The sequence below is a fragment of the Micromonospora sp. NPDC005299 genome (assembly GCF_042872345.1).
In the GTDB taxonomy this organism is placed as follows: Bacteria; Actinomycetota; Actinomycetes; order Mycobacteriales; family Micromonosporaceae; genus Micromonospora.
Genome location: NZ_JBIAKG010000002.1, coordinates 709,740 through 734,888, shown reverse-complemented (window position 1 = coordinate 734,888; position 25,149 = coordinate 709,740). Strand labels below are relative to the sequence as shown.

At 74.7% G+C, this 25,149-nt stretch carries 23 protein-coding genes; 2 read left to right on the top strand and 21 right to left on the bottom strand.

Annotated features, from left to right (window positions below):
• Positions 1–17 precede the first annotated feature (17 nt).
• The 6 genes from ACFYPD_RS08705 to ACFYPD_RS08680 all read right to left on the bottom strand — a co-directional run bounded on the left by ACFYPD_RS08705 (position 18) and on the right by ACFYPD_RS08680 (position 5,859).
• Positions 18–971: a sugar kinase gene (locus tag ACFYPD_RS08705; RefSeq protein WP_387110459.1), complete on the bottom strand. Its 954-nt coding sequence runs from the start codon at positions 969–971 to the stop codon at positions 18–20.
• Between the two features lie 34 nt (positions 972–1,005).
• Complete coding sequence (locus ACFYPD_RS08700) at positions 1,006–1,629, bottom strand: bifunctional 4-hydroxy-2-oxoglutarate aldolase/2-dehydro-3-deoxy-phosphogluconate aldolase (protein ID WP_387110457.1); 624 nt, start codon at positions 1,627–1,629, stop codon at positions 1,006–1,008.
• A gap of 2 nt (positions 1,630–1,631) precedes the next feature.
• Positions 1,632–2,780: a galactonate dehydratase gene (gene dgoD, locus ACFYPD_RS08695; RefSeq protein ID WP_387110455.1), complete on the bottom strand. Its 1,149-nt coding sequence runs from the start codon at positions 2,778–2,780 to the stop codon at positions 1,632–1,634.
• 5 nt (positions 2,781–2,785) lie between these two features.
• On the bottom strand, positions 2,786–3,601 hold the full coding sequence (locus ACFYPD_RS08690; protein ID WP_387110454.1) for a carbohydrate ABC transporter permease: 816 nt from the start codon (positions 3,599–3,601) through the stop codon (positions 2,786–2,788).
• Positions 3,598–4,545 carry a carbohydrate ABC transporter permease gene (locus tag ACFYPD_RS08685; RefSeq protein ID WP_387110452.1) on the bottom strand — a complete coding sequence of 316 codons (948 nt, stop codon included), beginning with the start codon at positions 4,543–4,545 and terminating at the stop codon, positions 3,598–3,600. Before ACFYPD_RS08685 ends, ACFYPD_RS08690 begins: the two co-directional genes overlap by 4 nt.
• 72 nt (positions 4,546–4,617) lie before the next feature.
• Positions 4,618–5,859 carry an ABC transporter substrate-binding protein gene (locus ACFYPD_RS08680; RefSeq protein WP_387110450.1) on the bottom strand — a complete coding sequence of 414 codons (1,242 nt, stop codon included), beginning with the start codon at positions 5,857–5,859 and terminating at the stop codon, positions 4,618–4,620.
• Between the two features lie 185 nt (positions 5,860–6,044).
• Between ACFYPD_RS08680 and ACFYPD_RS08675 the strand changes: the two genes are divergently transcribed.
• Positions 6,045–6,779, top strand: coding sequence for a FadR/GntR family transcriptional regulator (locus tag ACFYPD_RS08675; RefSeq protein WP_387110448.1), 735 nt, complete (start codon positions 6,045–6,047; stop codon positions 6,777–6,779).
• A 19-nt stretch (positions 6,780–6,798) separates the two neighbouring features.
• On the opposite strand, the gene ACFYPD_RS08670 is transcribed toward ACFYPD_RS08675, so the two are convergent.
• Both ACFYPD_RS08670 and ACFYPD_RS08665 read right to left on the bottom strand, forming a co-directional pair.
• Positions 6,799–7,593, bottom strand: coding sequence for a maleylpyruvate isomerase family mycothiol-dependent enzyme (locus tag ACFYPD_RS08670; protein WP_387110447.1), 795 nt, complete (start codon positions 7,591–7,593; stop codon positions 6,799–6,801).
• 75 nt (positions 7,594–7,668) lie between these two features.
• Positions 7,669–8,058, bottom strand: coding sequence for a DUF2267 domain-containing protein (locus tag ACFYPD_RS08665; protein WP_387110445.1), 390 nt, complete (start codon positions 8,056–8,058; stop codon positions 7,669–7,671).
• Positions 8,059–8,170: 112 nt separating this feature from the next.
• Here ACFYPD_RS08665 and ligD point away from each other — a divergent pair, with 112 nt between their 5' ends.
• Entirely contained in the window at positions 8,171–9,136 is a 966-nt protein-coding gene (ligD, locus tag ACFYPD_RS08660; RefSeq protein WP_387110443.1) for a non-homologous end-joining DNA ligase, read from the top strand.
• 42 nt (positions 9,137–9,178) lie between these two features.
• Here the strand turns inward: ligD and ACFYPD_RS08655 are convergent, their stop codons facing one another.
• The 13 genes from ACFYPD_RS08655 to ACFYPD_RS08595 all read right to left on the bottom strand — a co-directional run bounded on the left by ACFYPD_RS08655 (position 9,179) and on the right by ACFYPD_RS08595 (position 25,147).
• The gene (locus ACFYPD_RS08655) at positions 9,179–11,032 is read right to left on the bottom strand and encodes a transketolase (RefSeq protein ID WP_387110612.1); all 1,854 of its coding nucleotides are present in this window, start codon (positions 11,030–11,032) and stop codon (positions 9,179–9,181) included.
• A 98-nt stretch (positions 11,033–11,130) separates the two neighbouring features.
• Positions 11,131–12,450: an MFS transporter gene (locus ACFYPD_RS08650; RefSeq protein WP_387110441.1), complete on the bottom strand. Its 1,320-nt coding sequence runs from the start codon at positions 12,448–12,450 to the stop codon at positions 11,131–11,133.
• 198 nt (positions 12,451–12,648) lie between these two features.
• On the bottom strand, positions 12,649–13,614 hold the full coding sequence (locus ACFYPD_RS08645) for a hypothetical protein (protein WP_387110439.1): 966 nt from the start codon (positions 13,612–13,614) through the stop codon (positions 12,649–12,651).
• Between the two features lie 73 nt (positions 13,615–13,687).
• On the bottom strand, positions 13,688–14,623 hold the full coding sequence (locus ACFYPD_RS08640) for a hypothetical protein (RefSeq protein WP_387110438.1): 936 nt from the start codon (positions 14,621–14,623) through the stop codon (positions 13,688–13,690).
• On the bottom strand, positions 14,620–16,323 hold the full coding sequence (locus ACFYPD_RS08635; protein ID WP_387110436.1) for a serine/threonine-protein kinase: 1,704 nt from the start codon (positions 16,321–16,323) through the stop codon (positions 14,620–14,622). The genes ACFYPD_RS08640 and ACFYPD_RS08635 overlap by 4 nt, the downstream gene beginning before the upstream one ends.
• Before the next feature lie 239 nt (positions 16,324–16,562).
• On the bottom strand, positions 16,563–17,069 hold the full coding sequence (locus tag ACFYPD_RS08630; RefSeq protein ID WP_387110434.1) for a hypothetical protein: 507 nt from the start codon (positions 17,067–17,069) through the stop codon (positions 16,563–16,565).
• Between the two features lie 17 nt (positions 17,070–17,086).
• Complete coding sequence (locus ACFYPD_RS08625; RefSeq protein ID WP_387110432.1) at positions 17,087–17,929, bottom strand: hypothetical protein; 843 nt, start codon at positions 17,927–17,929, stop codon at positions 17,087–17,089.
• Entirely contained in the window at positions 17,926–19,164 is a 1,239-nt protein-coding gene (locus ACFYPD_RS08620) for an MCE family protein (protein ID WP_387110430.1), read from the bottom strand. Before ACFYPD_RS08620 ends, ACFYPD_RS08625 begins: the two co-directional genes overlap by 4 nt.
• Positions 19,161–20,603, bottom strand: coding sequence for an MCE family protein (locus tag ACFYPD_RS08615; protein WP_387110429.1), 1,443 nt, complete (start codon positions 20,601–20,603; stop codon positions 19,161–19,163). The genes ACFYPD_RS08620 and ACFYPD_RS08615 overlap by 4 nt, the downstream gene beginning before the upstream one ends.
• Entirely contained in the window at positions 20,600–21,844 is a 1,245-nt protein-coding gene (locus ACFYPD_RS08610) for an MCE family protein (RefSeq protein WP_387110427.1), read from the bottom strand. Before ACFYPD_RS08610 ends, ACFYPD_RS08615 begins: the two co-directional genes overlap by 4 nt.
• Positions 21,844–22,830, bottom strand: coding sequence for an MCE family protein (locus tag ACFYPD_RS08605; RefSeq protein ID WP_387110425.1), 987 nt, complete (start codon positions 22,828–22,830; stop codon positions 21,844–21,846). The genes ACFYPD_RS08610 and ACFYPD_RS08605 overlap by 1 nt, the downstream gene beginning before the upstream one ends.
• Positions 22,827–23,861: an MCE family protein gene (locus ACFYPD_RS08600; RefSeq protein ID WP_387110423.1), complete on the bottom strand. Its 1,035-nt coding sequence runs from the start codon at positions 23,859–23,861 to the stop codon at positions 22,827–22,829. Before ACFYPD_RS08600 ends, ACFYPD_RS08605 begins: the two co-directional genes overlap by 4 nt.
• Positions 23,858–25,147, bottom strand: a complete 1,290-nt coding sequence (locus tag ACFYPD_RS08595; protein ID WP_387110421.1) for an MCE family protein — start codon at positions 25,145–25,147, stop codon at positions 23,858–23,860. Before ACFYPD_RS08595 ends, ACFYPD_RS08600 begins: the two co-directional genes overlap by 4 nt.
• Between the last annotated feature and the right edge of the window lie 2 nt (positions 25,148–25,149).

The following is a 25,149-nucleotide window of genomic DNA, read 5'->3' as shown; positions in this document are numbered from 1 at the left end:
GCCTTTCTCGGGGTGGGTCAGCGAAGGGTGTCGCCGGGTTGCCGGGAGTCCAGGAGGGACAGCTCGTCCCGGCGCGGCAGGCCCTCCCAGTCGCCGGGTCCGGCGACGGCGAAGGCGCCGAGGGTGACCGCGCGGCGCAGCCGCCCGGCCAGGTCGAGCCCGTCCAGGTGGGCGGAGAGGTAGCCGGCCGTGAAGGCGTCTCCCGCGCCGACGGTGTCGACCGCCGTCACGGGCAGTGCCGCCGCGTCCCGGCGGCCCTCGCGGGTGTACGCCCGGGCGCCGTCGCCGCCGAGCTTCACGAGCACGGTCGACACGCCCCGGGCCAGCAGCCCGGCCACCACGGTCTCCTCGTCCGCGCCGGGCGCGCCGACCAGGTCCAGTTCGTCGGCCGACGCGACCACGACCGAGGCGTGCCCGGCGAGCGGGGTGAGCACGGCTCGCGCGACGTCCCGGGACCACAGCTTCGCCCGGTGGTTGACGTCCAGGCAGACCAGCGTGCCGGCCCGCGCGGCGGTCTCGGCCGCCCATCCGGCGGCCTCCCGGGCGCTCGCGGAGAGCGCCGGGGTGATCCCGGTCAGGTGCAGCACCCGGGCGCCGGCCGCCAGGGCGGGCCGCAGGTCGTCGACGCCCAGCGCCGACCCGGCCGACCCGGCCCGCTGGTAGAGCACCCGGGTCAGGTCGGCGGTGCGCCGCTCCAGGAACATGAGCCCGGCGGGACGCTCGGGGTCGCGGACCACGTGGGTCACGTCGACTCCCTCGGCGCGGAGCTGGCGCAGCAGGAAGCCACCCAGCTCGTCGTCGCTGACCCGGCCGGCGAAGGCCGCCCGGTGACCGAGCCGGGCCAGCCCGATCGCCACGTTGGACTCGGCCCCGGCCAGGTGCGGGGTGAGCGCGCCACCGGCCGTGAGCGGCCCGGCCGACCGCAGCGAGACCAGCGCCTCGCCGAAGGTGAGCAGGTCCAGGGCGGTCATACGATGGCCGCCAGGGTGCGGGGTTCGGCGCCGGTCATCCGACGGCGGCCAGGTAGGAGCGGGCCCGGGCGCGGAGGGCGTCGAGGTCGCCGCCAGAGGCGGCGTCGCCCACCAGCGGGCCGCCGACGCCGACCGCGATCGCCCCGGCGGCAAGGTAGCCGGGCAGCTCGGCCAGCCCCACCCCGCCGACCGCGACGAACGGGATGTCCGGGAACGGGTCGCGCAGCGCCTTCAGGTACGCCGGCCCGCCCAGCGAGGCCGGGAAGAGCTTCACGGCGGCGGCTCCCGCCCGGACCGCGGCGTACGCCTCGGTCGGGGTGAGCGCCCCGGCGGCCACCGGCAGCCCCCGGCGGGCCGCCTCGCCGATCGAGTCGACGACGGCCGGGGTGACGATGAACTGCGCGCCGGCCGCGGCCACGTCGGCGACGGCGGCCGGGGTGAGCACGGTGCCCGCGCCGACCAGGGAGCCGGGCGGGGCGGCGGCCCGGATCGCGGCGATGGCGTCCAGCGCGCCGGGCGTGGTCAGGGCCACCTCGACCACGCGGACGCCCTCGGCGAGCAGGGCGGTGCCGGTGGCGATCGCGGCGGCCGGGTCGGTGCCGCGGATGACCGCCAGCAGGCGGGTCGCGGCGAGTTCGGCGGTGAGGTCGAGGGTCATGATCACCATTCCGCGTAGGAGCCGTCCCGGTGCCGCCACATGGGGCTGCGCCAGGCATGGCCGCGCTTGCCGGCGGCGCGCACCGCCGCCTCGTCGATCTCGATGCCCAGGCCGGGCGCGGTGAGCCGCTCGACGTACCCGTCCACGAAGGTCAGTGGCGTCTTGTCGAGGCAGTAGTCGAGCACCTCGGCGCCGAGGTTGTAGTGGATGCCGATGCTCTGCTCCTGGATCAGGTAGTTCGGCGTGGCGAAGCCGACCTGGAGGCAGGCCGCGAGGGCGATCGGGCCGAGCGGGCAGTGCGGGGCGAGCTGGACGTCGTACACCTCGGCCAACGCGGCGATCTTGCGGACCTCGGTGATGCCGCCGGCGTGCGAGAGGTCCGGCTGGGCCACCGCGATGCCGGCCTGGAGGACGGGCAGGAACTCCTGCCGGCTGTAGAGCCGCTCCCCCGTGGACACCGGCGTGGTGGTGGAGCGGACGAACTCGCCGATCAGGTGCGAGTTCTCCGGCACCACCGGCTCCTCCAGGAAGAACGGCCGGTACGGCTCGAGCAGCGGGGCGACCCGGCGGGCGCTGGCCAGACTGAACCGGCCATGGAAGTCGACCGCGACGTCCCGGTGGTCACCGAGCACCTCGCGGGCGGCCGCCACCCGCTGGACCACGGCGTCGAGTTCGGCCACCGAGGCCACCGCGCTCATCCGGCCGGCGGCGTTCATCTTGACCGCGGTCAGGCCCGTGTCGAGGGCGGCGCTGATCTGGTCGCGGACCTCGCCGGGCTCGTCGCCGCCGACCCAGCCGTACACCCGGATCCGGTCGCGGACCGGGCCGCCGAGCAACTGGTGCACGGGCGCGCCCCAGTGCTTGCCGGCGATGTCCCAGAGCGCCTGGTCGAGGCCGGCCACGGCGCTGGCCAGGATCGGCCCGCCCCGGTAGAACGATCCCTTGGTCAGCACCTGCCAGTGGTCCTCGATGCGCAGCGCGTCCCGGCCGATCAGCAGCTCGGCGAGCTGGTCGACGGCGGCGCGGACGGTCTCGGAGCGGCCCTCGCAGGTGGCCTCGCCCCACCCGACGATCCCGGAGGCGGTCTCCACCCGGACGAAGAGCCAGCGAGGGGCGACCAGGAAGGTCTCGATGCGGGCGATGGTGGTCATGGTGCTCAGCCCTTCGTCGCGCCGGCGGTCAGGCCGGAGACCACGTACTTCTGCACGAACAGGGCGATCACCATGATCGGCAGGGTGACCACGGTGGCCGCGGCCATGAGGCCGCCCCAGTCGATGCTGGCGTAGCCGACGAAGTCGAAGATCGCCACGGGCAGGGTCTTGGTGTCCGCGCCGGAGAGGACCAGGGCGAACATGAAGTTGTTCCAGGAGAAGATGAACGACAGGATGCCGGCCGTGGCGATGCCCGGCACGGACAGCGGCAGGGTGATCCGGCGGAACGCGCCGATGTGGGTGAGCCCGTCGACCAGCGCCGCCTCCTCCAGTTCCTCGGGCAGGCCGTCGAAGAAGCCCATCATGATGTAGACGATCAACGGCAGCGAGACGAACATGTGGCTGAGGATCAGCACGGTGAAGCCGCCGACCAGCTTCAGGTTCGAGAAGACGTAGTACCAGGGCACCAGCAGCGAGACGCCGGGGATGACCCGGGCCATCAGCACGACGAGGGCCGACTTCTTCATGTTGAACCGGCTCATCGAGTACGCGGCCGGCACGCCGAGCAGCAGCGACAGCACGGTGGCGGCGAACGCCACCCACAGGCTGTTGCCGATGAACTGGACGTAGTGCGACTGCTTGAGCACCGTCGCGTAGTTGTCCAGGGTGGGCGAGAAGACCAGCGCCTTGCCGGTGTCGTAGATGTCGACGTTGGTCTTGAAGGATGCGGCGATCATCCACAGCAGCGGCGTGACCAGCGACAGCACCACGAGGACAAGGGCCACCACCCGGAACACCCGGTACGCGGGACTGGCCTTCATCGCTTGGCCTCCTTGCGCCGCGCGGTCAGGGCCCACATCGACCCGATGATGATCAGGAAGAAGAGGATGAGGACGGTGGAGGAGACGCCGTACTCGTTGTAGTCGAAGCTCAGCCCGTAGGCGTACACGTTCAGGGTCTCCACCTCGTGGAAGGAGCCGCCGCCGCGGCCCTTGGTGGCGTAGAGGATGTCGAAGGTCTTCAGCGCGTCGATGCCGCGCAGCAGGATCGCGACGATCACCGTGGGCATCAGCAGCGGCAGAGTGACGTGCCGGAACCGCTGCCAGGTGCTGGCGCCGTCGATCCGCGCCGCCTCCTGGGGTTCCTCGGACAGCGAGCTCAGCCCGGCGAGCAGGATCAGCACCACCATCGGCGTCCACTGCCACACGTCGATGAAGATCGTGGTGGGCAGGGCGGAGTGCTGGCCGGCGAGCCAGGGCTGCGGGCCGATGCCGACCCAGCGGAGCGCCTGGTTGGCCAGGCCGATGTTCGGGTCGAAGATGAGCCGCCACATCATGCCGACCGCGACCGGGGTGGCGACCAGCGGCATGAGGATGGCGACCCGGACCCACTTCTGGCCCTTGAACGGCCGCCACAGCAGCAGCGCGATGGCCATCCCGAGGACCACCTCGAACAGCAGCGCGACGACGGTGAAGGCGGCGGTCCGCCCGACGGCCGGCCAGAACCGGTCGGTGTCCGACAGCACGTCGAGGTAGTTCCGCAGGCCGACGAACTCGCTCTCGGCGCGGACCGACCCCTCGGCGTCGGTGAGGCTGAGCCAGGCGGTCCAGCCCAGCGGGATCACGATCAAGGCGGCGACGAAGGCCATCGCGGGCGCGGCGAAGAGCCACTTGCGGTGGTCGTTGGCCCAGCGCGCCCAGCCGGGCGTGTCGGGCATGACGCCGGCGCCGCCGGGCGCGCGGCGGGGGGTGGTGACGGTTGCCATGAGATCTCCGGGGTGGGCGGACCGACAGGGGTACGCGGGTGGCGGGGCGAGCCGCCCCACCACCCGCGCGCGCTACTTGGCCTCGTCGTCCAGGAACTTCTGGAAGGCCTCGTTGGCGGTGTCGGCCGCGGCCGCCGGGTCCTTGCCGGTGATCGCGTCGACGATCGGCTGGCCGACGAGCTCGCGGGCCTGGCCGACCTTCACGACCACGGGCCGGTCGTGGGCGACGCCGCCCTTGGTGCTCGCGGCGATGGCCTCGACCAGGTCCTTCGGGTAGTTCGCGGTGCCCTCCGGGTTGCCCCAGACCGAGGTACGCGCGCCCGGCACGCCGGCCTTCTGCTGCGCGAGGGTCTGCTCCTTGCCGGTGGCCCACTCGACGAACTTCCAGGCGTTGCTCTTGTTCTTCGAGGCGTCGTTGACGCCCAGCGCCCACGACGGGATGTTGTACGGCTTGGAGCCGGCCGGGCCGGCCGGGAACGGCGCGAAGCCGACGGTGTCGGACACCTTGGACTTGGCCGGGTCGGTGGCGTTCTTGTAGAGCGAGTTGGCCTCGGTGTAGAAGGCGGCCTTGCCCTGGGTGAAGATGGCCATCGCCTCGGGCCAGCTCATGTCGGTGCTGACGTTGGCCGGGCCGGAGTCCTTGATCAGCCCGCCGTAGAAGGCGTACGCCTGCTTGGCGGCGTCGCTGTTGACGGTCGCCTTGCCGCTGCCGTCCACGAAGTCACCGCCGAAGCTGTACAGGAAGCTGGAGAACTGGGTGACCGCCGGCGACTTGCCGGTCCGGGCGACGAACCCCGCGACGCCGGGGGTGGTCGACTTGATCTTCGCGGCCGCGGCCTTGAGCTCGTCGAGGGTCTTCGGCGCGGCGCTCAGGCCGGCCTTGGCCAGCAGGTCCTTGCGGTAGTACAGGACCTCCTGCTCGGTGATGATCGGGACGCCCACCGACTTGCCCTCGTACGTGGTGGCCTCGACCGGGCCGGACTGGAAGTCGGAGTATTCCCAGTCCTTGGTGGACTTGACCTGCTCGGAGAGGTCGGCCAGGTACTTGTTCTTGGCGAAGAGCTTCCCCTCCTGGAGGGGCCGGTACATCATCACGTCGAGGTCGGACGACCCGGCGTTGAGCTTGACGTTGTACTGGTCGGAGAGCTGGTCCTCGCCGAGCTGGGTGATCTCGACCTTGAGCCCGGTCTGCTTCTCGAACTCGGGCAGGGCCGCCTTGATGTTCTCCGTCCAGACGTGGTTCGCCAGCGTCACGCGCACCGTCTTGGACGCGCCGCTGTCGTCGCCACCGCCGCCGCAGGCGGCCAGACCCATGGCGGCAACCACGGCCAGAGACGTACCGAATATCGATCGACGTCGCACGTCATCTCTCCTTTTCTCGTGGTCGCCGCCCCGGGGGAAGAGCGCCACAACGCTGTAACGTCCGCTTAACGACCGGATGCTAGGCCGAAAAAGCTGATTTATTCAAGGGTTGACCCCCAACTGATATGCTCCGACGCGTGGATCACTCCTCCTCCGGGGGCGAGACCGGGCTGCACGCCCGCGTACTCGACGAACTCGGCACGGCCGTCTGCGGCGGCGAACTCGCCGCCGGCTCGGTGCTCAACATCGACGAGCTGGTCGACCGGCACGCGGTCTCCCGGTCAGTGATCCGCGAGGTCCTCCGGGTGCTCGCGTCCATGGGTCTGATCGAGACGCGCCGCCGGGTCGGCGTCCTGATCCGCCCCGCCGAGGCCTGGAACGTCTTCGACCCGCAGGTGATCCGCTGGCGGCTCGCCTCCGCGGGCCGGATGGCGCAGCTCCGCTCGATCACCGAGCTGCGGACCGCGGTCGAGCCGCACGCCGCCTGGCTGGCCGCCCGCCGGATCTCCCCGGACGAGGCGAGCGACCTGGTCGGGATCGCTGCGAAGATGTGGGCGGCCGGGCAGGCCGGGGACGAGGACCGCTTCCTGCGCCTGGACATCGAGTTCCACCGGCGGATCCTCGCCGCCTCCGGCAACGAGATGTTCGGCAAGCTGCGGGAACTGGTCGCCGAGGTGCTCACCGGCCGGCACCACTACCACCTGATGCCGCACCACCCCGATCAGCAGGCGTTGCAGCTGCACGCCGACGTGGCCTCGGCGCTGCAGCGCCGCGACGGCGACGCGGCCCGCCGGGCCATGGTGCAGATCATGGAGCAGGCGTTCGACGAGATGAAGTCGATGTGGGAGCAGACCACCGAGCCCGCCCGGTGACCTGACCCCTGGCCGGCGCTCAGCCGAACGCGACGCGCTCCAGCCAGAAGTCCAGCAGCTTGCCGTCGCCGAGCACCTCGACCACCGCGGTGTCCACCGGGCGCCGCCGGTAGACCATCAGCAGCAGCTCGGTCACCGGGCCGCGCACCGCCACGGTCGCCTTCTCGTGCGACCGCCGCCAGGCGAGCGTGTCCCCGGTGAGGTCCACCAGCCACTCCGCGCCCAGCTCGGCGGGCACGTCCGTGGCGTGGAGGTGCAGGGTGCGGTCGGGGCCGAGCAGCTCGCGCTGGTGCGGGTGGAAGTCCAGCATCTGCGGCAGCGAGCCCAGCTCCATCCACTCGTCCAGCGCGTCGACCGCCACCGCCGGGTCGACGGCAAAGTCCACGCCCAGGGCGAGGGCCGCGTCCGCGCGGTGCAGCAGCGTCTCGTTGGCGAACCGGCGCGCCCAGAACTCCCCGGCGGCCGGCACGGGCAGCGGCGTCCAGGTGGCCACGTCCGGCCCCGCCTCGCCGAGCGCGTCGGCCAGCGCGGCGGCGCTCTCCACCAGCCAGGGGCCGACCACCGCCGGCTCCTCCCGGGCGTACGGGGACAGGTCACGGAAGTGGGTGTCCGACGGCGGCCGCTCGGCGCGGGTGCGCACCACGCCGGCCGCCCAGCGCTGCCCGCCGCCGAGGTGCCGGGCCAGCTGGCCGACGTTCCACCCGGGACAGGAGGGGACGGGCGTGGTCAGGTCGGCGCCGTCGAGGTGGGTGCGCAGCAGGTCGCTCTGGGCGACGATCTCGGCGCGGTGGCGGTCGAAGCTCAGGGCGGTCACCAGCCCACCGTAGTGGCCGGCCGGCCGCACCGGGGTAGCCATCGGGGTGGGCGTTTCGTCCCGCCCCGTGGGCGGTCAGGGCGTGCGGGGCACCGGCTGGGCCAGCGCGCCGATCTCCCGTGGGAGCTGCGCCAGGGCGTGCTCGAACTCGATGTGCCCGACCACCCGGTGCAGGGTCTGCAGCACGGCCCGCGCGCCCCGCTCCGCGATGTCCGGCGCCGTCCCGGCGCGGTCGGCCACCCGGCGCAGGAACTCGTCGTACCCGAATGCCTCCGGTTCCTCCGGACGGGCCCGGGCCAGCAGCGGGCGCAGCTCGTGCGCCACGTGGTCGGCCAGGTCCGCCGCCTCGCCGCCGCTGATCCGCTCGGCGAGGGTGCGCAGGGTGGCCTCGGTCAGGGATCGCGCGGTGTCCGCCGGGACGCCCGCCCGTTCGGCCACCTTCGCCACGAACTCCAGTTCCGCCATCGTCGGTCCTTCCGTCCCGGAGACCGCGTGGCTACCCGCCGGCGACCACCACAAACGACTCCGTTCCCCGGAAACCGGCATCCTTCCGGGCCGCGACGGCCATGATCGGGGCGTGGCCGTCAGGATGCCGACGCTCGTGCCGCCGATGCTCGCCGGCGCCGGCGCGCTGCCCACCGGGCCCGGGTGGGGCTACGAGTTCAAGTGGGACGGCGTCCGCGCGGTCGCGTACGTCGACCACGGGCTGCGGCTGCTCAGCCGCAACGACCGGGACGTCACCCGGGCGTACCCGGAGCTGAGTGAGCTCGCGGACCTCCTGGCCGGGCGGCGGGCGGTGCTCGACGGCGAGATCGTGGCGCTCGACTCCGGCGGCCGGCCCAGCTTCTCGGCGCTCCAGCGGCGGATGCACGTCCGGGCGCCGGCCGCCGCGCTGGTCGCCTCGACCCCGGTCCGGTACTACCTGTTCGACCTGCTGCACCTCGACGGGCGGAACACCACGGCCCTGCCGTACACGGAGCGGCGCGCGGCGCTGGAGGAGCTGGGGCTCAGCGGCGAGACCGTCGAGACGCCGCCCTACTGGACCGGCGAGGGCGGCCGGGACCTGGCCACGGCGGCGGCCGACCTCGGCCTGGAAGGGGTGGTCGCCAAGCAGCTCCGGTCGCCGTACGAGCCGGGCCGCCGGGGCGCGGCGTGGGTCAAGGTGCCGCTGAACGACACCGTCGAGGTGATCGTGGGCGGGTGGAAGCCCGGCGCCGGCCGGCGGGCCGGCGCCATCGGGTCCCTGCTGCTCGGCATGTACGACGAGGACGACCAGCTGCACTACATCGGGCAGGTGGGCACCGGCTTCACCCAGGCCGTGCTGCGCGACCTGGCGGGCCGCCTGGAGCCGCTGACCAGGCCGGACCCGCCCTTCACCGCCCCGGTGCCGCGCGAGCACGCCCGGCACGCCGTCTGGGTCGACCCGGTGCTGGTCGGGGACGTCACCTTCCGTTCGTGGACGCCGGACCGACGGCTCCGCCACCCCTCCTGGAAGGGGCTGCGCAGCGACCGGGATCCGGCGGAGATCCGCCTGCGGCGGTGACCCGGGGTCCCGTGGCACCGTGGCCGGGTCGCCCAGCGGCCGTCAGGCGAGGGCGCGGGCCGCGCCGACGATGGCGTGGGCGCCGATGCCCGCCCGGTCCATCTGCTGGACCGGGGTCCCGGAGCCGGGCAGCCCGCGTACCGCCAGGTGGTTGACCCGCACCGGCTCGGCCAGGTCGGCCAGCGCCTCCAGCACGGCCGACCCCAGCCCGCCCTGCGGATAGTGGTCCTCGACCACCACCAACCGGCCGCCGGTGTCCCGCACGGCGTCGAGCAGCCGCTGCCGGTCGATCGGCTTGACCGAGTAGAGGTCGATCACCCGGGCGTCGATCCCCTCCCGGGCCAGCTCGTCGGCGGCCGCGAGGCAGTTGTGCACGGTCACCCCGGCGCCGATGAGCGTCACGTCGGTCCCGTCGCGGAGCAGCTTGCTGCCGCCGATCGGGAAGTCGTCCCCGTTGTCGTAGAGCACCGGGTACTTGCCGCGGGTCGTGCGGAGGTAGCTGACGCCCTCGCAGTCGACCATGGCGGCGACCAGGGCCGCGCAGGAGACGGCGTCGCTCGGGTAGAGCACGGTCGACCCGTGCACGGCGCGCAGGGCGGCGAGATCCTCGAGCCCCATCTGGGAGGGGCCGTCCGGGCCGATCTCCACGCCGGCGTGCGAGCCGGCGAGGGCGATGTCGGCGCGGGAGATGCCGGCCATCCGGATGAAGTCGTAGGCGCGGGAGAGGAACGCGGCGAAGGTGGCCGCGAACGGCCGGTAGCCGCGGACCCGCAGCCCCACGGCGGCGGCGATCAGCTGCTGCTCGGCGATGAACATCTCGAAGAACCGGTCCGGGTACGCCTCGCCGAACTTGTCCGCCCGGGTCGAGTCGCTCACCTCGCCGTCGAGGACCACCACGTCCGGCCGGACGCCCAGCGCGCGCAGCGCGTCCCCGTACGCGTTGCGGGTGGCCACCTTCGCCCCCTTCTCGTACCGGGGCAGCTCCGGCTGCTGGCCGGCGGGGGCGGGGGCCGGCGGCGCGGCGGCGGGCCGCGGCCCGGCGACCCGGATCTGCCGCACGCCGCCGAGGGCCTGGACGGCCCGCTCGGCCTGGTCCGCCTCGAGCGCCTTGCCGTGCCAGTCCGGCCGGTTCTCGATCTCCGGAACGCCCTTGCCCTTGACCGTCCGGGCGAGCACCACCGTCGGGCCGGTCGCCTGCCGGGCCTGCCCGAACGCCTCGTCGATCGCGGCCAGGTCGTGGCCGTCGACGACGAGCGGGTGGCAGCCGAACGCCTCGACCCGCCGGCGGTAGGTGTCCAGGTCCCACTCCAGCTCGGTCGGTCCGCGCTGGCCGAACCGGTTCACGTCGACGATGGCGGTGAGGTTGCGCAGCCCGTAGTGCCCGGCCTTGTCCAGCGCCTCCCAGATGGAGCCCTCGGCCGTCTCGCTGTCGCCGCAGAGCACCCAGACGTGGAACGGCAGCTTGTCCAGGTACTGCCCGGCCAGGGCGACGCCGACGCCGACCGGCAGCCCCTGGCCGAGCGAGCCGGTGGCGGTGTCGACCCAGGGCAGGACCGGGGTGGGGTGGCCCTGGAGGCGGGAGTTGGCCTGGCGGTAGGTCTCCAGCAGTTCCTGCTCGCTGATCGCGCCGGTGGCCCGGAAGACCGCGTACAGCAGCGGTGAGGCGTGCCCCTTGGAGAAGATCAGGTGGTCGTTGGCCCGGTTGCCCGAATACGACCAGTCGTAGCGCAGGTGGCGGGAGACGAGCACCGCCAGCAGGTCGGCTGCCGACAGGCTCGACGTGGGGTGGCCGGAGCCGGCCCGCGTGCTGCACCGGATCGAGTCGACCCGCAGCTGGGCGGCGAGGTCCGCCAGCCCGGCCAGCTCCTCGTCGCGCAGGGTGCGCTCTGCTTCCATCGTCACGCCGCGTCGCCTCCGTCCCGACCAGCCCACCGCCGGTCGCCCCGGGCCGCCCCGGTGACGACCGGCGCCGACCGCTTCCGCCCATACGGTAATCAGGAAACAGCCGTATTGTCGGGCAAAGACCTATTCGCCCGAGACCGGCGGGCGGGACGGCGGGTGGCCAGCCGGCCGGCCAGCAGCAGGTACGGCAGCACGGCCACCGCGAACGCGACCGCGTGGCCGGCGGCGCCCGCGACGACGCCGTACCCGACGTAGACCGCGATGATGGTCAGGTCGGTGGCCATCCCCGCCACCGAGGTGACCGTCGCGCGGTCCGGCCCGCTGATCCGGGCCTGGAGCCGGACGTCGGCCAGCACGGTGGCGAGCTGGAACGCCGCGAACGCGACGCCCACCAGGACGAACCCGGCCGGGTGGCGGAGCAGGGCGCCCGCGGCCAGGGCCAGCGCCGCGCCGGCCAGCAGGGCGGCGAAGCCGCGGTCGGTCAGCCGCTCCCCCACCGGCGTCAGCAGCCCGCCGACGGTGGTGCCGGCCCAGACGAGCAGGAGCAGCAGCGGCACGGCGACCGCCGGGACCCCGGTGTCCCGCGCCAGCAGCGGGGTGTACTCGTCGAGGCCGCCCCAGACCGCCGCAACCGCCGGCACCAGCAGCAGCGCCGCCCGCACCGACCGGTCGGCGCGGGCCTCGGCCAGCCCGCCGCGCAGGCTGGTCCACCAGCCCGGCTCGGCCGTGTCGGGCTGTTCCGCCTCGGACCGCAACGCGTCGGACTGGTCCGCGTCGGACTGGTCCGCGTCGCGCTGGTCCGCGTCCGCCGGGCCGGGGCGCGCCGGCTCCGCCCGGTGCTCGGGGAACCGGGTGGCGATCGCCGCGGCGGCCAGGCACGCCGCCACGCTCGCCGCGCCGACCGCGGGATAGCCGCCGAGCGCCAGCACCGGGGCGGCCAGCCCCATGGCGCCGACCACCCCGAGCAGCTCGGCGGTCTTCGCCCGGCCGACCAGCCGGGCGTACCGGCCGGCGGCCCCGAGGCGGTCGAGTTCGGTCCAGACCAGCGCCTCCAGGGCGCCGGAGCGCAGCGCGCCGCCCGCGCCCCAGAGCAGGAAGCCGACGGCGAACGCCGGGTAGGACGGGACGAGCACCCAGAGGGCGAAGCCGGCGGCGGCCAGCAGCGGCGCGAGGCAGAGCAGCAGCCGCCGGGAGACCGCGTCGGCCCAGGCGCCCGAGGGCACCTCCAGCAGGATGCCGGCGGCCGACCAGAGCACGAAGAGCGAGGAGATCTGCCCGACCGACAGCCCGGTGTCGGCGAAGAGCAGGGTGTAGACCGGATAGAGCAGCACCAGGTCGGTGAGGAACGCGTAGGCGTAGAGCGTGCCGGCGAGCCGGCGCTCGGCGGGCACGCGCGCGGAGACGACGAGCATGGGGACCTTCCCACGGGGACGTGACGGACACCGGATGTGCGGTGTCCGCGGTGGCCCGCGGGCTCGACCCTCGGCAGGGCATCAATGTCGCCAGTGCATGCGCCGATCGTAACCGGGCGCCCGGCCCCCGCGACCGCCCCGCGCAGACGGACCGGGGTGGGACCCGGAAGGGCCCCACCCCGGTCGGCGCACGGTCGGTCAGCGGCGCGAGCGGTCCACGTCCGCCTGCGGGATGACCATCGTGGCCTCGTTGTCCGCGGCCTGCTCGGCCGTCGGCTGCCGCGGGGTGGTCGGCTGGGTGCGGTCCGGGTCGGCGTGCGCCGGCACCGGCTGGGTCGGCTCCGCCGCGCCGTACGGGGCGACCGGCTGGGTCCGGTCCGCCTCGGCCTCGCCGGCCACCGGCTGGGTCAGCTCGGCCTCGGCGTACGGGCCGGCCGTCCCGCCGAACCGCGCCTCGACGTCCCGCCGCCCGGCCTGGTACGCCCGGGCGTGGGTGGCGATGGTCCGCGACTCCTCCTCGGCCCGGGCCAGCCAGTTCTCCCAGCGGCTCTGCATCGGGCGGACCAGTCCGCCGCCGACGCCGACGACCAGGATGCCGCCGACGGTGGCGAGCACGGCGATCAGCACCGGGGTGGTCACCGTGGTGGCGACGCCGATCTGGTTGAGCGCGGCGATGACGCCGAGGCCGAGGATGAACACCGAGGCGATGTTGGCGAGCACCCGGCCGTAGGAGAGGCCGCCGAGGGCGCTGGAGATGATGTCCTTGACCGCCCGGGCGATGGCCGCGGCCACCACCACGATGACGATGGCGACGAACGCCCGGGGCAGCCAGGCGACGACGCCGGCGATCAGGTCGGAGATCGGGTTCGGGCCCCAGATGCCGAAGGCGAGCTGGAGGGTGACCAGCAGCACCGCGTAGTAGGCCAGCTTGGCGACGATGTCGCTGGCGTCGTACTTCGAGCGCGCGAGGGCGGTCTTGATCCCGCCGCGCTCGACGGCACGGTCGAAGTGGACCCGCTCCAGAACCTTGTCCACGATCTTCAGCACGGCCTTGGCGATCAGCCAGCCCACGATCAGGATGGCGATGAAGGCGACCGCCTTGGGCAGGAACAGCATCACCGAGCGGAACGCGTCGCCCACCGCGTCCCCGAAGTTGTCTCTCATCGAAGGGCCTCCACGCACAGGGTCAGGGTCGGTTCGCCTGGAGCTACCCTGAGCGGTCGTCGGCGAAACGCGGTCAGCCCCCGGGGCAGCGGTAGCGGACCTGCGTGCCGGCCTGCACCGGCGACGGTTCGATGATGTTGACGGTGGCGCTTCCGGTGGTCGCGCCGACCCCGTTGAACGTCCACTTGAGGGTGAGGGTGGCGGTCCGCTGGCCGCGGCCGACCCGCTCGGTGAGCAGGCCGCCCGGTGGAGCGTCCGAGCGGAACCACTGGTAGCGGATCACCCCGCCGCGACCGTTGGTCCGCACCGTGGCCACCACGTCGACGGTGACGTCGCAGGCCACGCCGGGCGGCCGGGGCACCGCCACGGTGACGCCCTCGACCTCCAGCGGTCGCAGCAGCTGCCACAGGTAGAGCCCGACCACCACCAGCAGCGCCGCGGTGAGCAGGGTGGACAGCACCGAGACGACCCGGCGCCACACCGGGCGGGGCCGCCGTGCCGGCGGCGCCGCCGGCCAGGCCGGGGCGGGCGGCGGGGTGGCGGGCACACCGGGCCCGAAGCGCACCTCGCCGCCGGGCGCCGGCGCCCCGCTCGCCGCCCGCGCGTCCGCCGTCGCCCCCCGGTACGCCCCGGCGGTCGCCCCGCCCCGGGCCACGGCGGCGGGCCCGGCCGGGTACTGCCGGGGCGGCGCGCTGAAGTGCACGGTCGGCTCGGCGGGGCCCGGAGCGCCGACGGTCGGGGCACCGAACGGCGCCGACGGCTGGGGCGTCGCACCGAAGTGCACGGTCGGCTGGGCCCCGCCCGTCGCGCCCGCGGCCGGGGCGCCGAGGTGCACGGTCGCGTCCGGGCTGACGGGCGGGGCGGGCCGGGCCGGCGGGCCGAGGTGGACGGTCGCGTCGGTGCGGGTGGGGTCCGGGTCGCCGCCGTGGCCCAGGTCGACGGTCGCGCCGGGGTCGGCGGGCAGCGCCCGGGTGGGCAGCGCCTCGGTCGGCTCCTCCGGCCGGGTCACGCCGGCCGTCCCCGGGTCACGGTGCAGGTGTGGGCAGCGGGCACGGTCACGACTCCTAGCCCGGGGGTGCAGTAGTTGTAGAGCGTCACGTACACCGGGGACGCCGAGGTGGTCGCGTTGCCGGCGGCGTCGACGGCGGTGACCTGGATCGGGATGCGGCTGCTCTGCTTCGGCGCCGGCAGCGGGCCGAGCGTGCCCCGGAACACGCCGCGCCCGGCGGAGGTCATCGCCCCCGTGCCGGTGGCGCCCTCCAGGGTGTAGCGGAAGGTGACCTTCAGAGCGGCCGGGCCGCTGCGGTCGTCGGTGACCGTGGCGGTGACCGCGCTGGTCTTGTACCCGTACCGGCAGCCGTTCGGTTCGAGCTGCCCGGGGTCGGCGGTGACGCCGCCGACGGTGGGGGCCGTGACGTCGGGCGGGGGCGGCGGCGAGGTGCTGGTCGACGGGGTCGGTGCGGGCGCGCTGCTGCGTACCGGCGAGCGGGTGGGCGTCGCGGACCGGGAGCCGCTCGGGGTGGCGGTGGGGGTGGCCGGCGGGGTGGCGGGCGCGGACGGGGTGACGGTCACGGTCGGCGCCGGCGTGCCGGTCGGGGTGGCGCCGGCCGGGCCGGTGGTCGTGGGGCCGGCGCCGGCCGGGCCGGTCGGGCCGTCGGCGGTGGCCGGGTCCTCGTGGGCGGCGTAGCTGTAGCCGGCGCCGCCGGCCAGCAGGGCGGCGACCAGGGCGCCGCCGGCCAGCGCGGTCCGCGTGCGCCCCCGGCGGAACCGGCCGCCGCGCCCCGCCGCCGGGCCGAGCGTGGTGCTGGCGAGGCTCGTGGCGCCGCCCGCGCCGTCGGGGAACGGCCAGAGCGCGGCCAGCAGGGCGGCCCGGCGGGCCAGCTCGCGCAGCCCGCGCTCCTCCCACTCCCCGCCGTATCCGGCGCCGGCCACCCGATCGAGGATCTCCAGGAACACCTGGGCGGGCTGGGGCCGCTCGTCGGGGCGCTTGGCCATGCCGTGCCGGAGCAGCTCGTGGACCGGCGCGGGGGCCGGGTCGGTCGGGATCGGCGCGGAGGCGTGCTGCTCGCGCAGGGTGAACAGGTCCGGCCCCTCGTACGGCGGCCGGCCGGTGAGGCACTCGAAAAAGGTGGCGGTGGCCGCGTAGATGTCGCAGGCCGGGCTGGCCGGCGCGCCGGTCCACTGCTCGGGGGCCATGTAGCGGGGCGTGCCGGAGACGGTGGTGTCGGAGCCCTGGCCGACCGGCATGGCGATGCCGAAGTCGGCGAGCTTGCTCAGCCCCTCCCCGGTGACCAGCACGTTCTCGGGCTTGTAGTCGCGGTGCACCACGCCACGGGCGTGGGCGGCCGAGAGGCCGGCGAGCGAGCCCTTCAGCACGCAGAGCGCCGCCTCGGGGGTGGTCGGGCCGTGCGCGCGCAGCATCTGGCGCAGCGAGACCCCGTTGACCAGCTCCATCACGATGGCCGCGCCGTGCGGGGACTCGACGTACTCGTAGAGGCGGCTGACGTGCCGGTCGTCGATCTCGCCGAGCAGCCGGGCCTCCTCCCGGAAGGCGCTCCGGAAGGAGGAGTCGGCGCCGAGGTCGCGCACCAGGTACTTGATGGCGACCGGGGTGCCGGTGGCGTCGTGGGTGGCGAGCACGACGCTGCCCGACGCACCGGCGCCGAGCCGACGGACCGGCGTGTAGCCGGACAGCTGCCAGCCGCTCATGCGACGGCCTCCACGGCGTTCCAGGGGCGGGTGTCGGCCTCCGCCTCGCTGGTCATTCTGGTCGCGACGACGCCGCCGTCCATCGGCGCAACGGGTGCTTCCGGGCACCGGACGGCGACCCCGGACCCGGGGTGCGGGCCGGGCCCGGGATCGGTCGTGCGCGGGCCGGGCGGGCCGGCCGGCGGATGGTCGGTAGCGGACACACCGCCACTGCTAGCAGACGCCGGCAAGCCCGTCGGTCAGATGGCGGTGGCCTGGACGACCTTCCACTCGCCGTGCACCGGGACCAGGGTGAGCACCACCCGGTTCTGGTCCACCTTCTCCCCCGCCGTGGTCACGTTGCGCCGGTACTGGTTGAGGTAGAGCAGCAGCTCCACCCGGTCCGGCTCGGCGTCGACCACGCCCGTGGCGGACACCTCGGCGAGCACCACGGCCTGCTGTTTCGTGGCGGTCGCCTTGAGCGCCGTGGTGGTCTGCGCGTACTCCTCGGCGAACGCGCCGGTGGCGAAGGTGCGACCGTTGGCGACGCTGTCGTCGAAGGTACGGTAGTCGTAGGAGAAGAGGGCCTTGGCGGCGGCCGGTGCGGTGGCCAGGGCCTGGCGTACGGCCTGGTCGCGCTGGCCGGCGCGGCGGTCTGCGGTCCAGCCGGCCACCGCCACGGCGGCGGCCAGCAGCAGCGCGACCACGAGCACCGGTACGGGCCGCAGCCGCACCCGGGGTCGACGCAGGACGGTCGGTAGGCGCATCGGTCTCCTCCTGTCGGTCATCCGACGAACTGGAGCTTGGTCACGAGCCAGTCCCCCGACTCCCGGTCCCGGACCAGGTCGAGCTGGATCCGGTAGTGCGACGGCCGCCCGTCGGGCGCCTTGACGTTGCGGACGGTGGCGTCGACGGCCACCAGCACCACCGCGCGACGCCGGTCGCCGGAGACGAGCCCGGCGCGCAGCACGCTGCCCTGCGACTGGACCTTGTTCTCCACGACGGCGGCGCGGACCTGGGCCTGGCCGCGGGTGAACTCGTCCTTGAAGTCCCCGGTGGCGCCGGCGGTGATCCGGCTGAGGTCCCGGTCGACGCTGGCCGCGCTGACCGAGACGAAGTTGACCGCGGCCTGTCGGGCGGCGGCCACGGCCTCCCGGCGGGCCTGGTCGGTGGCCCGGTCGACGTACCAGCGGTGGCCCTGCACGCCGGCGCCGGCCAGGGCGGCGGCCAGCAGCACCACGAGCAGCGCGGTGAGCGCCCGGTGCCGCCGGGGCGGCGCGGTGCCGGTCGGCTCGGCGTCGGCGTCGGGCTCGGCGTCGGCGTCGGCGTCCGGATCGGCGTCGGCGTCGGCGTCCGGATCGGCGGGCTCCCGCTCGGGCTCGGGCAGGTCCTCGACCTCGGCCGGGTCACCGACGACGGTGAGGTCGCCGGCCTCGGTGGGGTCCTCGACCGGCTCCCGGTCGAGTCGTTCCAGCACCCGTTCGATCGGCTCGGCGGATGCGGGAACCGCGCGGTTGACCAGGCGGCGGCGCGGCACGGTCGGGCCGCCGGCCTTCGCGCCCTTGATGACCTTCAACGTGGTGTTCTTACGGCTGGGCACCGCCACCTCCTCGGGTACGCCGGTCACGGAGTCACCCCGGCGAGCAACAGCTGTTTCCAGGACTGGGCCCCGGCGGTGCGGTACTGGCCGCCGGTGCCGCCGAACTGCAACGGGCGGCCGTCGGCGCCGAGCACCAGGCCGGTCGTCGGGTCGTACCCGGGGTCGCCACCCCGGTCGGCCTCCGGCGGGGGTGCGGGGTCGGCGCCGGAGGGCCGGGGCGCGTTCCCGGCGCCGCGCACGCTCGCCCCGGCGGCCCGCTCGGCGGCGTCGCAGGCGGTGGCGCCGCCGGAGTAGACGCAGGACGGCGGGTTGCCCACGTTGACCACCAGGCCGAGGTGGGCGGTGCCGTCGCCGGGGGTGACGGTGTATCCGCCGGCCACCGCGATGGGGTACACCACCAGCAGTTGCTCGATGCCGGGCAGCCGCCGGGCGGCGATCCCGTTGACGGTGACCAGGTTGCCGAGCAGCACGCCGACGTCGGGTTCCAGGCCGCGCAGCAGCGCCCGCAGCTCGACCCCGGCGGGCGGTCCGCCGGCCAGCAGCCGGCGCAGGTCCGGGTCGGCGGAGCGGAGCGTGGCGGCGAGTTGGGCCAGCCCGGCCGACCAGCGGCGCAGCGCCTCGGTGGACTCGGCCTGGGTGGTCAGCACCGTCCGCGCGTCGCGGATCAGCGCCAGGGTCTCGGGCAGCCGCCGGTCCGCCTCGGTGAGCAGGGCGTCCCCGGCGTCGAGGATCCGGGCCAGGGCCTGCTCGTTGCCCTCGAACGCGGTGCCCAGCTCGGTGACGAGCACGGTCAGGTCGTCCGGGTCGACCGAGCGGACCAGCGCGTCCAGGTTGGTCAGCAGGGTCTCCGGGGCCAGCGGGAGGCCGGTCCGGTCGGCCGGGATCACCGCCCCGTCGGCCAGGTACGGCCCGTCGTCGCGCTCGGGGCGCAGGTCGAGGTACTGCTCGCCGACGGCGGAGCGCTGGGCGACCACGGCGCGCAGCGCGTCGGGGACCCGGACGCCCCGGTCGAGGCGCAGGTCGGCGCGGACCCCGTCGCCGTGCAGGGCGACCGCGGTGACCCGGCCGACGGGCACGCCGCGGTAGGTGACCGGGGCGTTGGCGAAGAGCCCTCCGGCGCGGGCCAGGTCGACGTGGACGACGTAGCCGGTGTGGAACAGCCGCTCGCCGAGGCCGACGTAGCGGACGCCGACGTAGCCGACGCCGAGGATGCTCACCAGCACGAAGGCGAGCACCTGGAGCTTCACGGTGCGTCCGATCACGGGATCAGCCCTCCCCCGAGCACGTCGGTCAGGTCGCCGATCTGGCCGGTGATGGCGCCGGTCAGCGGGAGTACGCACTCGGCGGTGAGCACGGTGCCGTCGGGCAGTTCGGTGCCGACGGGGAGCGCGGTGCCGGGCGGTACCAGCCCCTTGGGCAGCAGCAGCCCGCCGAGCGGCACGGTGGAGCCGGGCTTGAGCAGCTTGCAGCCCTCCGGCAGGCCGCACTCCTTCGGCGGCGTCCAGGTGGCCGGAAAGTGCTCCAGGTCCGGAAGGCACTTGAGCAGCGGCAGGTCGGGAAGGACGCCGCCGCCGGGATGGGCGCCGGGCCGGGCCGGGGCCGGGCCGCCGGTGGCCGGCGGCCGGGGCGCCGTCGGGGTCTTCGGCCGGGAGGTCCGCGGCGCCGGGGCGGGCGCGGCGGCCACCAGGTTGGCCAGGATGCCGGCGGCGTCCAGGTCGGCGGTGACGGAGAGATTCACGAAGTCCCCGACGATCGCGCCCGTGACGTTCGGCGGGAACGGGTACGACAGCATGAAGTCCAGCGACTTCGGCAGGTCGTCGCCGGCCCGGGCGAGCTGCTCCAGGATCGGTTGCAGGGACGTCACGGCGGCCACCGTGTCCGCCCGGCTGCGCTCCACCACCCGGGTGCCCACGGTGCCGAGCCGGCCCAGCGCGGTGAGCGCCTTGGTGAGCTGGGCCCGTTGCCGGGCCAGGACGGTCAGGCCCGGGGCCAGGGAGTCCAGCGCGTCGCCGACGACCTGCCGCTGCCGGGCCAGCCGGCCGCTGAGGCGGTCGAGGGCGTCGATCGCGCGGACGATGTCGGCCTTCTGCCGGTCCAGCCCGCCCAGGAAGGTGTCGAGCTGGGCGAGGGTGTCCCGCAACGCCGGTTCGCGGCCGGCGAGGGCCTTGTTCAGCTCGGCGTTGATGGTGCGCAGCTGGGCCAGGCCGCCGCCGTTGAGCAGCAGGCCCAGGGCGGCGAGGACCTCCTCCACCTCGGCGCCACGGGTGGTGCGGGACAGCGGGATGAGGTCGCCGTCGGCGAGGTCGCCGCGGGCCGGCTCGGCCGGCGGCGGGGCCACGGCCACGTACTTCTCGCCGAGCAGGCTGCTCTGGCGGACGGCGGCGGTGGCGTTCGCCGGCAGCCGCACCGCCCGGTCGATGCGCAGCCGGACCCGGGCGTGCCAGCCGTCCAGGGAGATCTTCTCGACGCTGCCGACGGTGACGTCGTCGACCTTGACGGCGGCCCGGGGCACCAGGTCCAGCACGTCGCCGAACTCCGCGGTGATCGTGTAGCCGGGTCCGGCCGGACGGCCGCCGGGCAGCGGCAGGTCGGCCACCTCGGGCAGGCCGCACCCGGCGGGCAGCAGGGCCACGGCCAGCGCGGCGGCCGGCAACCGGGCGGCGGCCCACGCGCCGGTCGGCCGGGCCGGCCGGGCGGTCACGCCGGGCCTCGCAGGATGCCGCCGAGCGTGAGGTCGCTCGGGATGGAGGGGCCGCCCGGCGCCTCGTCGGCGGTCGGCGCACCGGGGGAGCTGATGGATCCCGGTGGGGACCCGCCTCCCGCCGGGGCGCCGGGCGGCAGCTTGAGCAGCTTGCGCAGCTGATCGGTGAGGGGCAGTCCACGCTGGCGCAGGGTCTGCGCGAGCTTGGTGCAGATCGCCGGCACCTCCGCGACGGGAAGCTGGTCGACCATGAGGGAACAGGCGAAGGTGGCCGGGTCGTACGGGCCGAGCGGGTTGTCCCGGGTGTCCAGGGTGCCGGAGCGGGGGTTGTAGGCGAGGTTGAGGTTGCCGATCGCGAGCGGCGCCACGTCGAGGATCTGGATGACCGCCCGCTGCTGGCGGACCAGGACCCGGGTGATGTCGGTCAGCGCGGTGACGTTCGAGGTCAGGGCGGTCCGGTTCTGCCGGACGAAGGTCGTCACGTCGGCGAGCGCGGCGGCCAGGTTGCGCAGCGCCCGGGCCAGCTCCTCCTTCTCCCCGGCGAGCTGCTCGGCGACGTCGGCAAGCTGCTCCTGGAAGCGACGTACCTGCTGGTCGCTGCGGGCCAGGGTGGTGGTGAAGCGTTGCAGGTTGACCACCGTGCCGAAGAGGTCGCCGCGCCCGGCGGACAGGGTGGTCAGCGCGCGGGAGGCCCCGTCGAGGGTGTCGTGCAGGTCGGCGCCGTTGCCGTCCAGGTTGGCCCGGCCCGTGGCGACCAGGTCGGACAGGGCCCCGTCGGCGTTGGCGCCCTGCGGGCCGAGGGTCCGGTTGAACTCGTCGAGGGCGGCGTAGATGTCGTCGATCTCCATGGGCGCGGCGGTCCGGTCGACCGGGATCTGCGCGCCGTCGCCGAGTTCCGCGCCGCCGGTGTACGCCGGGGTGAGCTGCACGTACCGGTCGCTGACCACGCTGGGCGGGACAATCAGTGCCTGTGCGCCGGCCGGCAGCCGCAGCTCCGGGTCGTAGCGCATCTCGACGCGAACCACCCGCCCCTGCGGGACCACCTTCTCGACCTCGCCGACGCGGACGCCCAGGATCCGCACGTCGGAGCCGGCGTAGACGCCGACCGCGCGGGTGAAGTAGGCGACGACCCGCCGCTCGGGCGGTTCGTGGCGCCACACGGCAGCCCCGACGGCGACGGCGGTGAGCAGCACGGTGGCCGCGGCGAGCGGTCGCCGCCAGCGCTGGATCCGACCGGGCATCAGCGACCTCCGGTGGCGGCGGGCAGGTACGGCTGGAGCAGACCGTCGACGTACGAGTCGAACCAGCGCCCGTTGCCGACCACGTTGGCGAACGCGGTCACGAACGGGCCCATCCGGCGGATGGTCTGCTCCAGGTCGTCGCGGTTGCGTTGCAGCACGGCGACCACGTCGCGCAGCTTGCGCAGCGCCGGTTGCAGCTGGGTGCGGTTGTCGGCGACCAGCCCGGAGAGCTGGGTGGCGAGCTGGTCGGTGCCGACCAGGAGCTGGTGGATGGCGTCCCGCCGCCGGCTGACCTCGGTGAGCAGCTTCTCCCCGTCGGTGACCAGCTTGCGGAACTCCTCGTCCCGCTCGGCGAGCACGCCGGTGACGCCCCGGGCCCGGGACAGCAGGGTGCGCAACTCGGCGTCGCGGGAGGAGACGGTGCGGGACAGCCGGGACAGCCCGGTCAGCGAGGTGTTCACGCTGGGCGGGGTGTCGGCGAAGGTCTCCGACAGGGTGGTGAACGCCCGGGCGAGCTGATCGGTGTCGACTTTGTCGAGGGTGTCGGCGAGGCCGGTGACGGCCTGCACCACGTCGAACGGGGCGGCCGTGCGGTCCAGCGGGATCTGCCCGCGCTCGGGCAGCTTCCCCGAGCCCGCCGGGGCGAGCGCCAGGTACTTCTGCCCGAGCACCGTCTTGATCCGGATGGTCGCGCCGGTGTCCCGGCCGAGGCGTACGCCGTCGTCGTCGACCCGGAACCGGACGCGCACGTACGGGTGCGGCTCGCGGGCGAGTTCCACGGCGGTGACCTGCCCGACCCGCACCCCGGCGACCCGGACCTCGTTGCCGGTGTCCAGGCCGCTGGCGTCGTGGAACGCGGCGGCGTACGACCGGCCGGTCAGCGCGGCGATCCGGTCGAGCTGGAAGGCGCCGAGCAGGGCGGCGACGAGCACGGTCAGCCCGATCGCGCCCACGATCACCGGGTTGCGTTCGCGGAACGGTTTCACCGGGCACCTCCGGTGGCGCAGCGCGCGGCGGTGGCGTCGACACCGGGCACGGTGAGCGGAGCGTGGCCGTCGACGGCGAGCCGGCCGTCGAAGTCGCAGAGGTAGAAGTTGAACCAGGAGCCGTACGAGGCGACCCGGGTCAGCGACTCGTAGCGCTGCGGCAGCCGGCCCAGGGTGGCGTCGATGACGGCGGAGTTGCGGTTCAGCGTGCCGGCCAGGTCGTCGAGGGCGCGGACGTCGGCGGCGAGCGGCGGCCGGGTCTGGCGCAGCACCCCGGCGGTGGTGTCGGTCAGCTCGCCGAGGCTGACCAGCGCCTCGCCGATGGCGGTGCGGTCGGCGGAGAGCCCGGAGACGAACTGCTGGAGCTGGGTGATGCTCTGGTCCAGCTCCCGGTCGTGGCCGGCCAGGGTGCCCAGCACCTGGTTGAGGTTGGTGACCACCCGGCCGATCACGGCGTCCCGGTCGGCCAGGGTGCTGGTCAGCGACGCGGTGCGCCGCAGCAGGCTGGCCACCGTGCCGCCCTCGCCCTGGAGCACCTGGACGATCTCGTACGCCAGCTTGTTGACCTCGGCGGGGTCGAGCGCGGTGAACAGCGGCCGGAAGCCGTTGAACAGCACGGTCAGGTCCAGCGCCGGCTTGGTCTGGGTGAGCGGGATGAGGCCGTCGGGGCGCAGCGGGCGCGGGTCGCCGGGGCCCTCGGTCAGCGCCAGGTAGCGCTGGCCGACCAGGTTGCGGTAGCGGACCGCGGCGCGGACGCCGACGGCCACCGGCACGGTCCGGTCGACGGTGAAGGCCACCTCGGCGGTCGTGTCGTCGACCACCCGGATGTCCGCCACCTTGCCCACCCGCACCCCGGCGATCCGCACGTCGTCGCCGGCGAGCAGCCCGGTCACGTCGGTGAACCGGGCCCGGTAGGTGGTGCCGCCGGGCGGGAACGCGCCGAGGGTCTGCGCGAGCAGCCCGGTGGCCAGCAGCGTGATCGCCGCGAACACCAGCAGCTTGACCAGCGCGGGGGTCGTCTTCCCGGTCATCGTGCGGTCACCACCGCTCCGCGCAGCAGCGGACCCCAGAGCAGCACCGCGATGTCGGGCACCTCGGCGGGTGGTGTCCCGGTGAGCCCACCGACGAGCGGCTTCACCAGGGCCTGCTCCTCGCCGGTGCCGGCCCGGCCCATCGCGGGGGAGGCCGGCCCCGCGGGCGCCCCGCCGGCCGGCGCACCCACGGGCAGGGGCTTCGGGGTACGGGTGCCGCCGTAGTCGTAGCCGTCGGCGACGGCCACCTCCGGGGCGGGCACCCGGGGCTTCGGCAGGCCGCGGCAGTCCGGGCCGTCGTCGGCGCCGTAGACCGGCTCGTCGCGGCCCCGCTCGTACGGGCCGCCGTCGCGGGTCACCTCCAGGGTGATGTGCATCCGGCCGCCGGAGAAGACCTCCTCGACCCGGGGTTGCAGGTCGACCAGCCCGTGCACCAGGCAGGGGTACTCCGGCGCGTAGGCGGCGAGCAGTTCCAGCACCGGGCGGCTCACCTGGCCGAGCCGGATGAGCTGGTCGCCGTGCCGGTCCAGGAAGCCGCGGGCGGTGTCCGCCGTGTCGGTCGTGTCGGCGAGGAACGCGGCGAGCTGGTCGCGCTGGTCGCCGATGGTGCGGGCGGTGACGGTCACGTCGCGCAGCAGGGCGAGCAGGTCGGGCAGCGCCGCGTCGTAGCTGTCGAGGACGGTGGCGAGCTGGCGCAGGTCCTCGGTGATGGTCGGTAGCTGCGGGTTGAGCTGCCGCAGGTACGCGCCGAGCCGGGCCAGGTTCGCGCCGAGCCGGTCGCCGCGCCCCTCCAGGGCGGTGGTGATCGCGCCGAGGGTGGTGGCGAGCTGTTCGGGGCGGACGGCCTGGAGCAGCGGCAGCGCCTCGTCGAGCACCCGTTCCAGCTCCACGGCGGTGCGGCTGCGGTCCTGGCTGATCACCGCGCCGTCACGGATCGGCCCGGCGGTGCTGCCCGGGGGCGGGACGAGTTCCACGTACCGCTCGCCGAAGAGGGTCTTGGGCAGCAGCCGGGCGGTCACGTCGGCGGGGATCCGGCCGGTGGTGGCCGGGTCGAGGGCCAGCCCGATCACCGCACCGTGGCCGTCGCTGCGCACCGAGCGGACGGCGCCGACCACCACCCCGCGTACCTTCACGTCGGCGCCTTCCAGGAGGTGCAGGCCGGCGCGGTCGGCGCGGAGGGTGACCCGGTCGACCGGGGTGAACGCCCCGCGGTACTGGAGCACGGCGGCGGTCAGCGCCGCGGTGAGCAGGGCGACGAAGACGAGGCCGAGCAGACGGTGTCGCATGA

Coding starts and splice junctions, on each gene's coding strand:
- ACFYPD_RS08705 (WP_387110459.1), bottom strand. CDS start 971: ATGACCGCCCTGGACCTGCTCACCTTCGGCGAGGCGCTGGTCTCGCTG.
- ACFYPD_RS08700 (WP_387110457.1), bottom strand. CDS start 1,629: ATGACCCTCGACCTCACCGCCGAACTCGCCGCGACCCGCCTGCTGGCG.
- dgoD (WP_387110455.1), bottom strand. CDS start 2,780: ATGACCACCATCGCCCGCATCGAGACCTTCCTGGTCGCCCCTCGCTGG.
- ACFYPD_RS08690 (WP_387110454.1), bottom strand. CDS start 3,601: ATGAAGGCCAGTCCCGCGTACCGGGTGTTCCGGGTGGTGGCCCTTGTC.
- ACFYPD_RS08685 (WP_387110452.1), bottom strand. CDS start 4,545: ATGGCAACCGTCACCACCCCCCGCCGCGCGCCCGGCGGCGCCGGCGTC.
- ACFYPD_RS08680 (WP_387110450.1), bottom strand. CDS start 5,859: ATGGGTCTGGCCGCCTGCGGCGGCGGTGGCGACGACAGCGGCGCGTCC.
- ACFYPD_RS08665 (WP_387110445.1), bottom strand. CDS start 8,058: ATGGCGGAACTGGAGTTCGTGGCGAAGGTGGCCGAACGGGCGGGCGTC.
- ACFYPD_RS08655 (WP_387110612.1), bottom strand. CDS start 11,032: ATGGAAGCAGAGCGCACCCTGCGCGACGAGGAGCTGGCCGGGCTGGCG.
- ACFYPD_RS08650 (WP_387110441.1), bottom strand. CDS start 12,450: ATGCTCGTCGTCTCCGCGCGCGTGCCCGCCGAGCGCCGGCTCGCCGGC.
- ACFYPD_RS08645 (WP_387110439.1), bottom strand. CDS start 13,614: ATGAGAGACAACTTCGGGGACGCGGTGGGCGACGCGTTCCGCTCGGTG.
- ACFYPD_RS08635 (WP_387110436.1), bottom strand. CDS start 16,323: ATGAGCGGCTGGCAGCTGTCCGGCTACACGCCGGTCCGTCGGCTCGGC.
- ACFYPD_RS08630 (WP_387110434.1), bottom strand. CDS start 17,069: ATGCGCCTACCGACCGTCCTGCGTCGACCCCGGGTGCGGCTGCGGCCC.
- ACFYPD_RS08610 (WP_387110427.1), bottom strand. CDS start 21,844: ATGCCCGGTCGGATCCAGCGCTGGCGGCGACCGCTCGCCGCGGCCACC.
- ACFYPD_RS08600 (WP_387110423.1), bottom strand. CDS start 23,861: ATGACCGGGAAGACGACCCCCGCGCTGGTCAAGCTGCTGGTGTTCGCG.
- ACFYPD_RS08595 (WP_387110421.1), bottom strand. CDS start 25,147: ATGCGACACCGTCTGCTCGGCCTCGTCTTCGTCGCCCTGCTCACCGCG.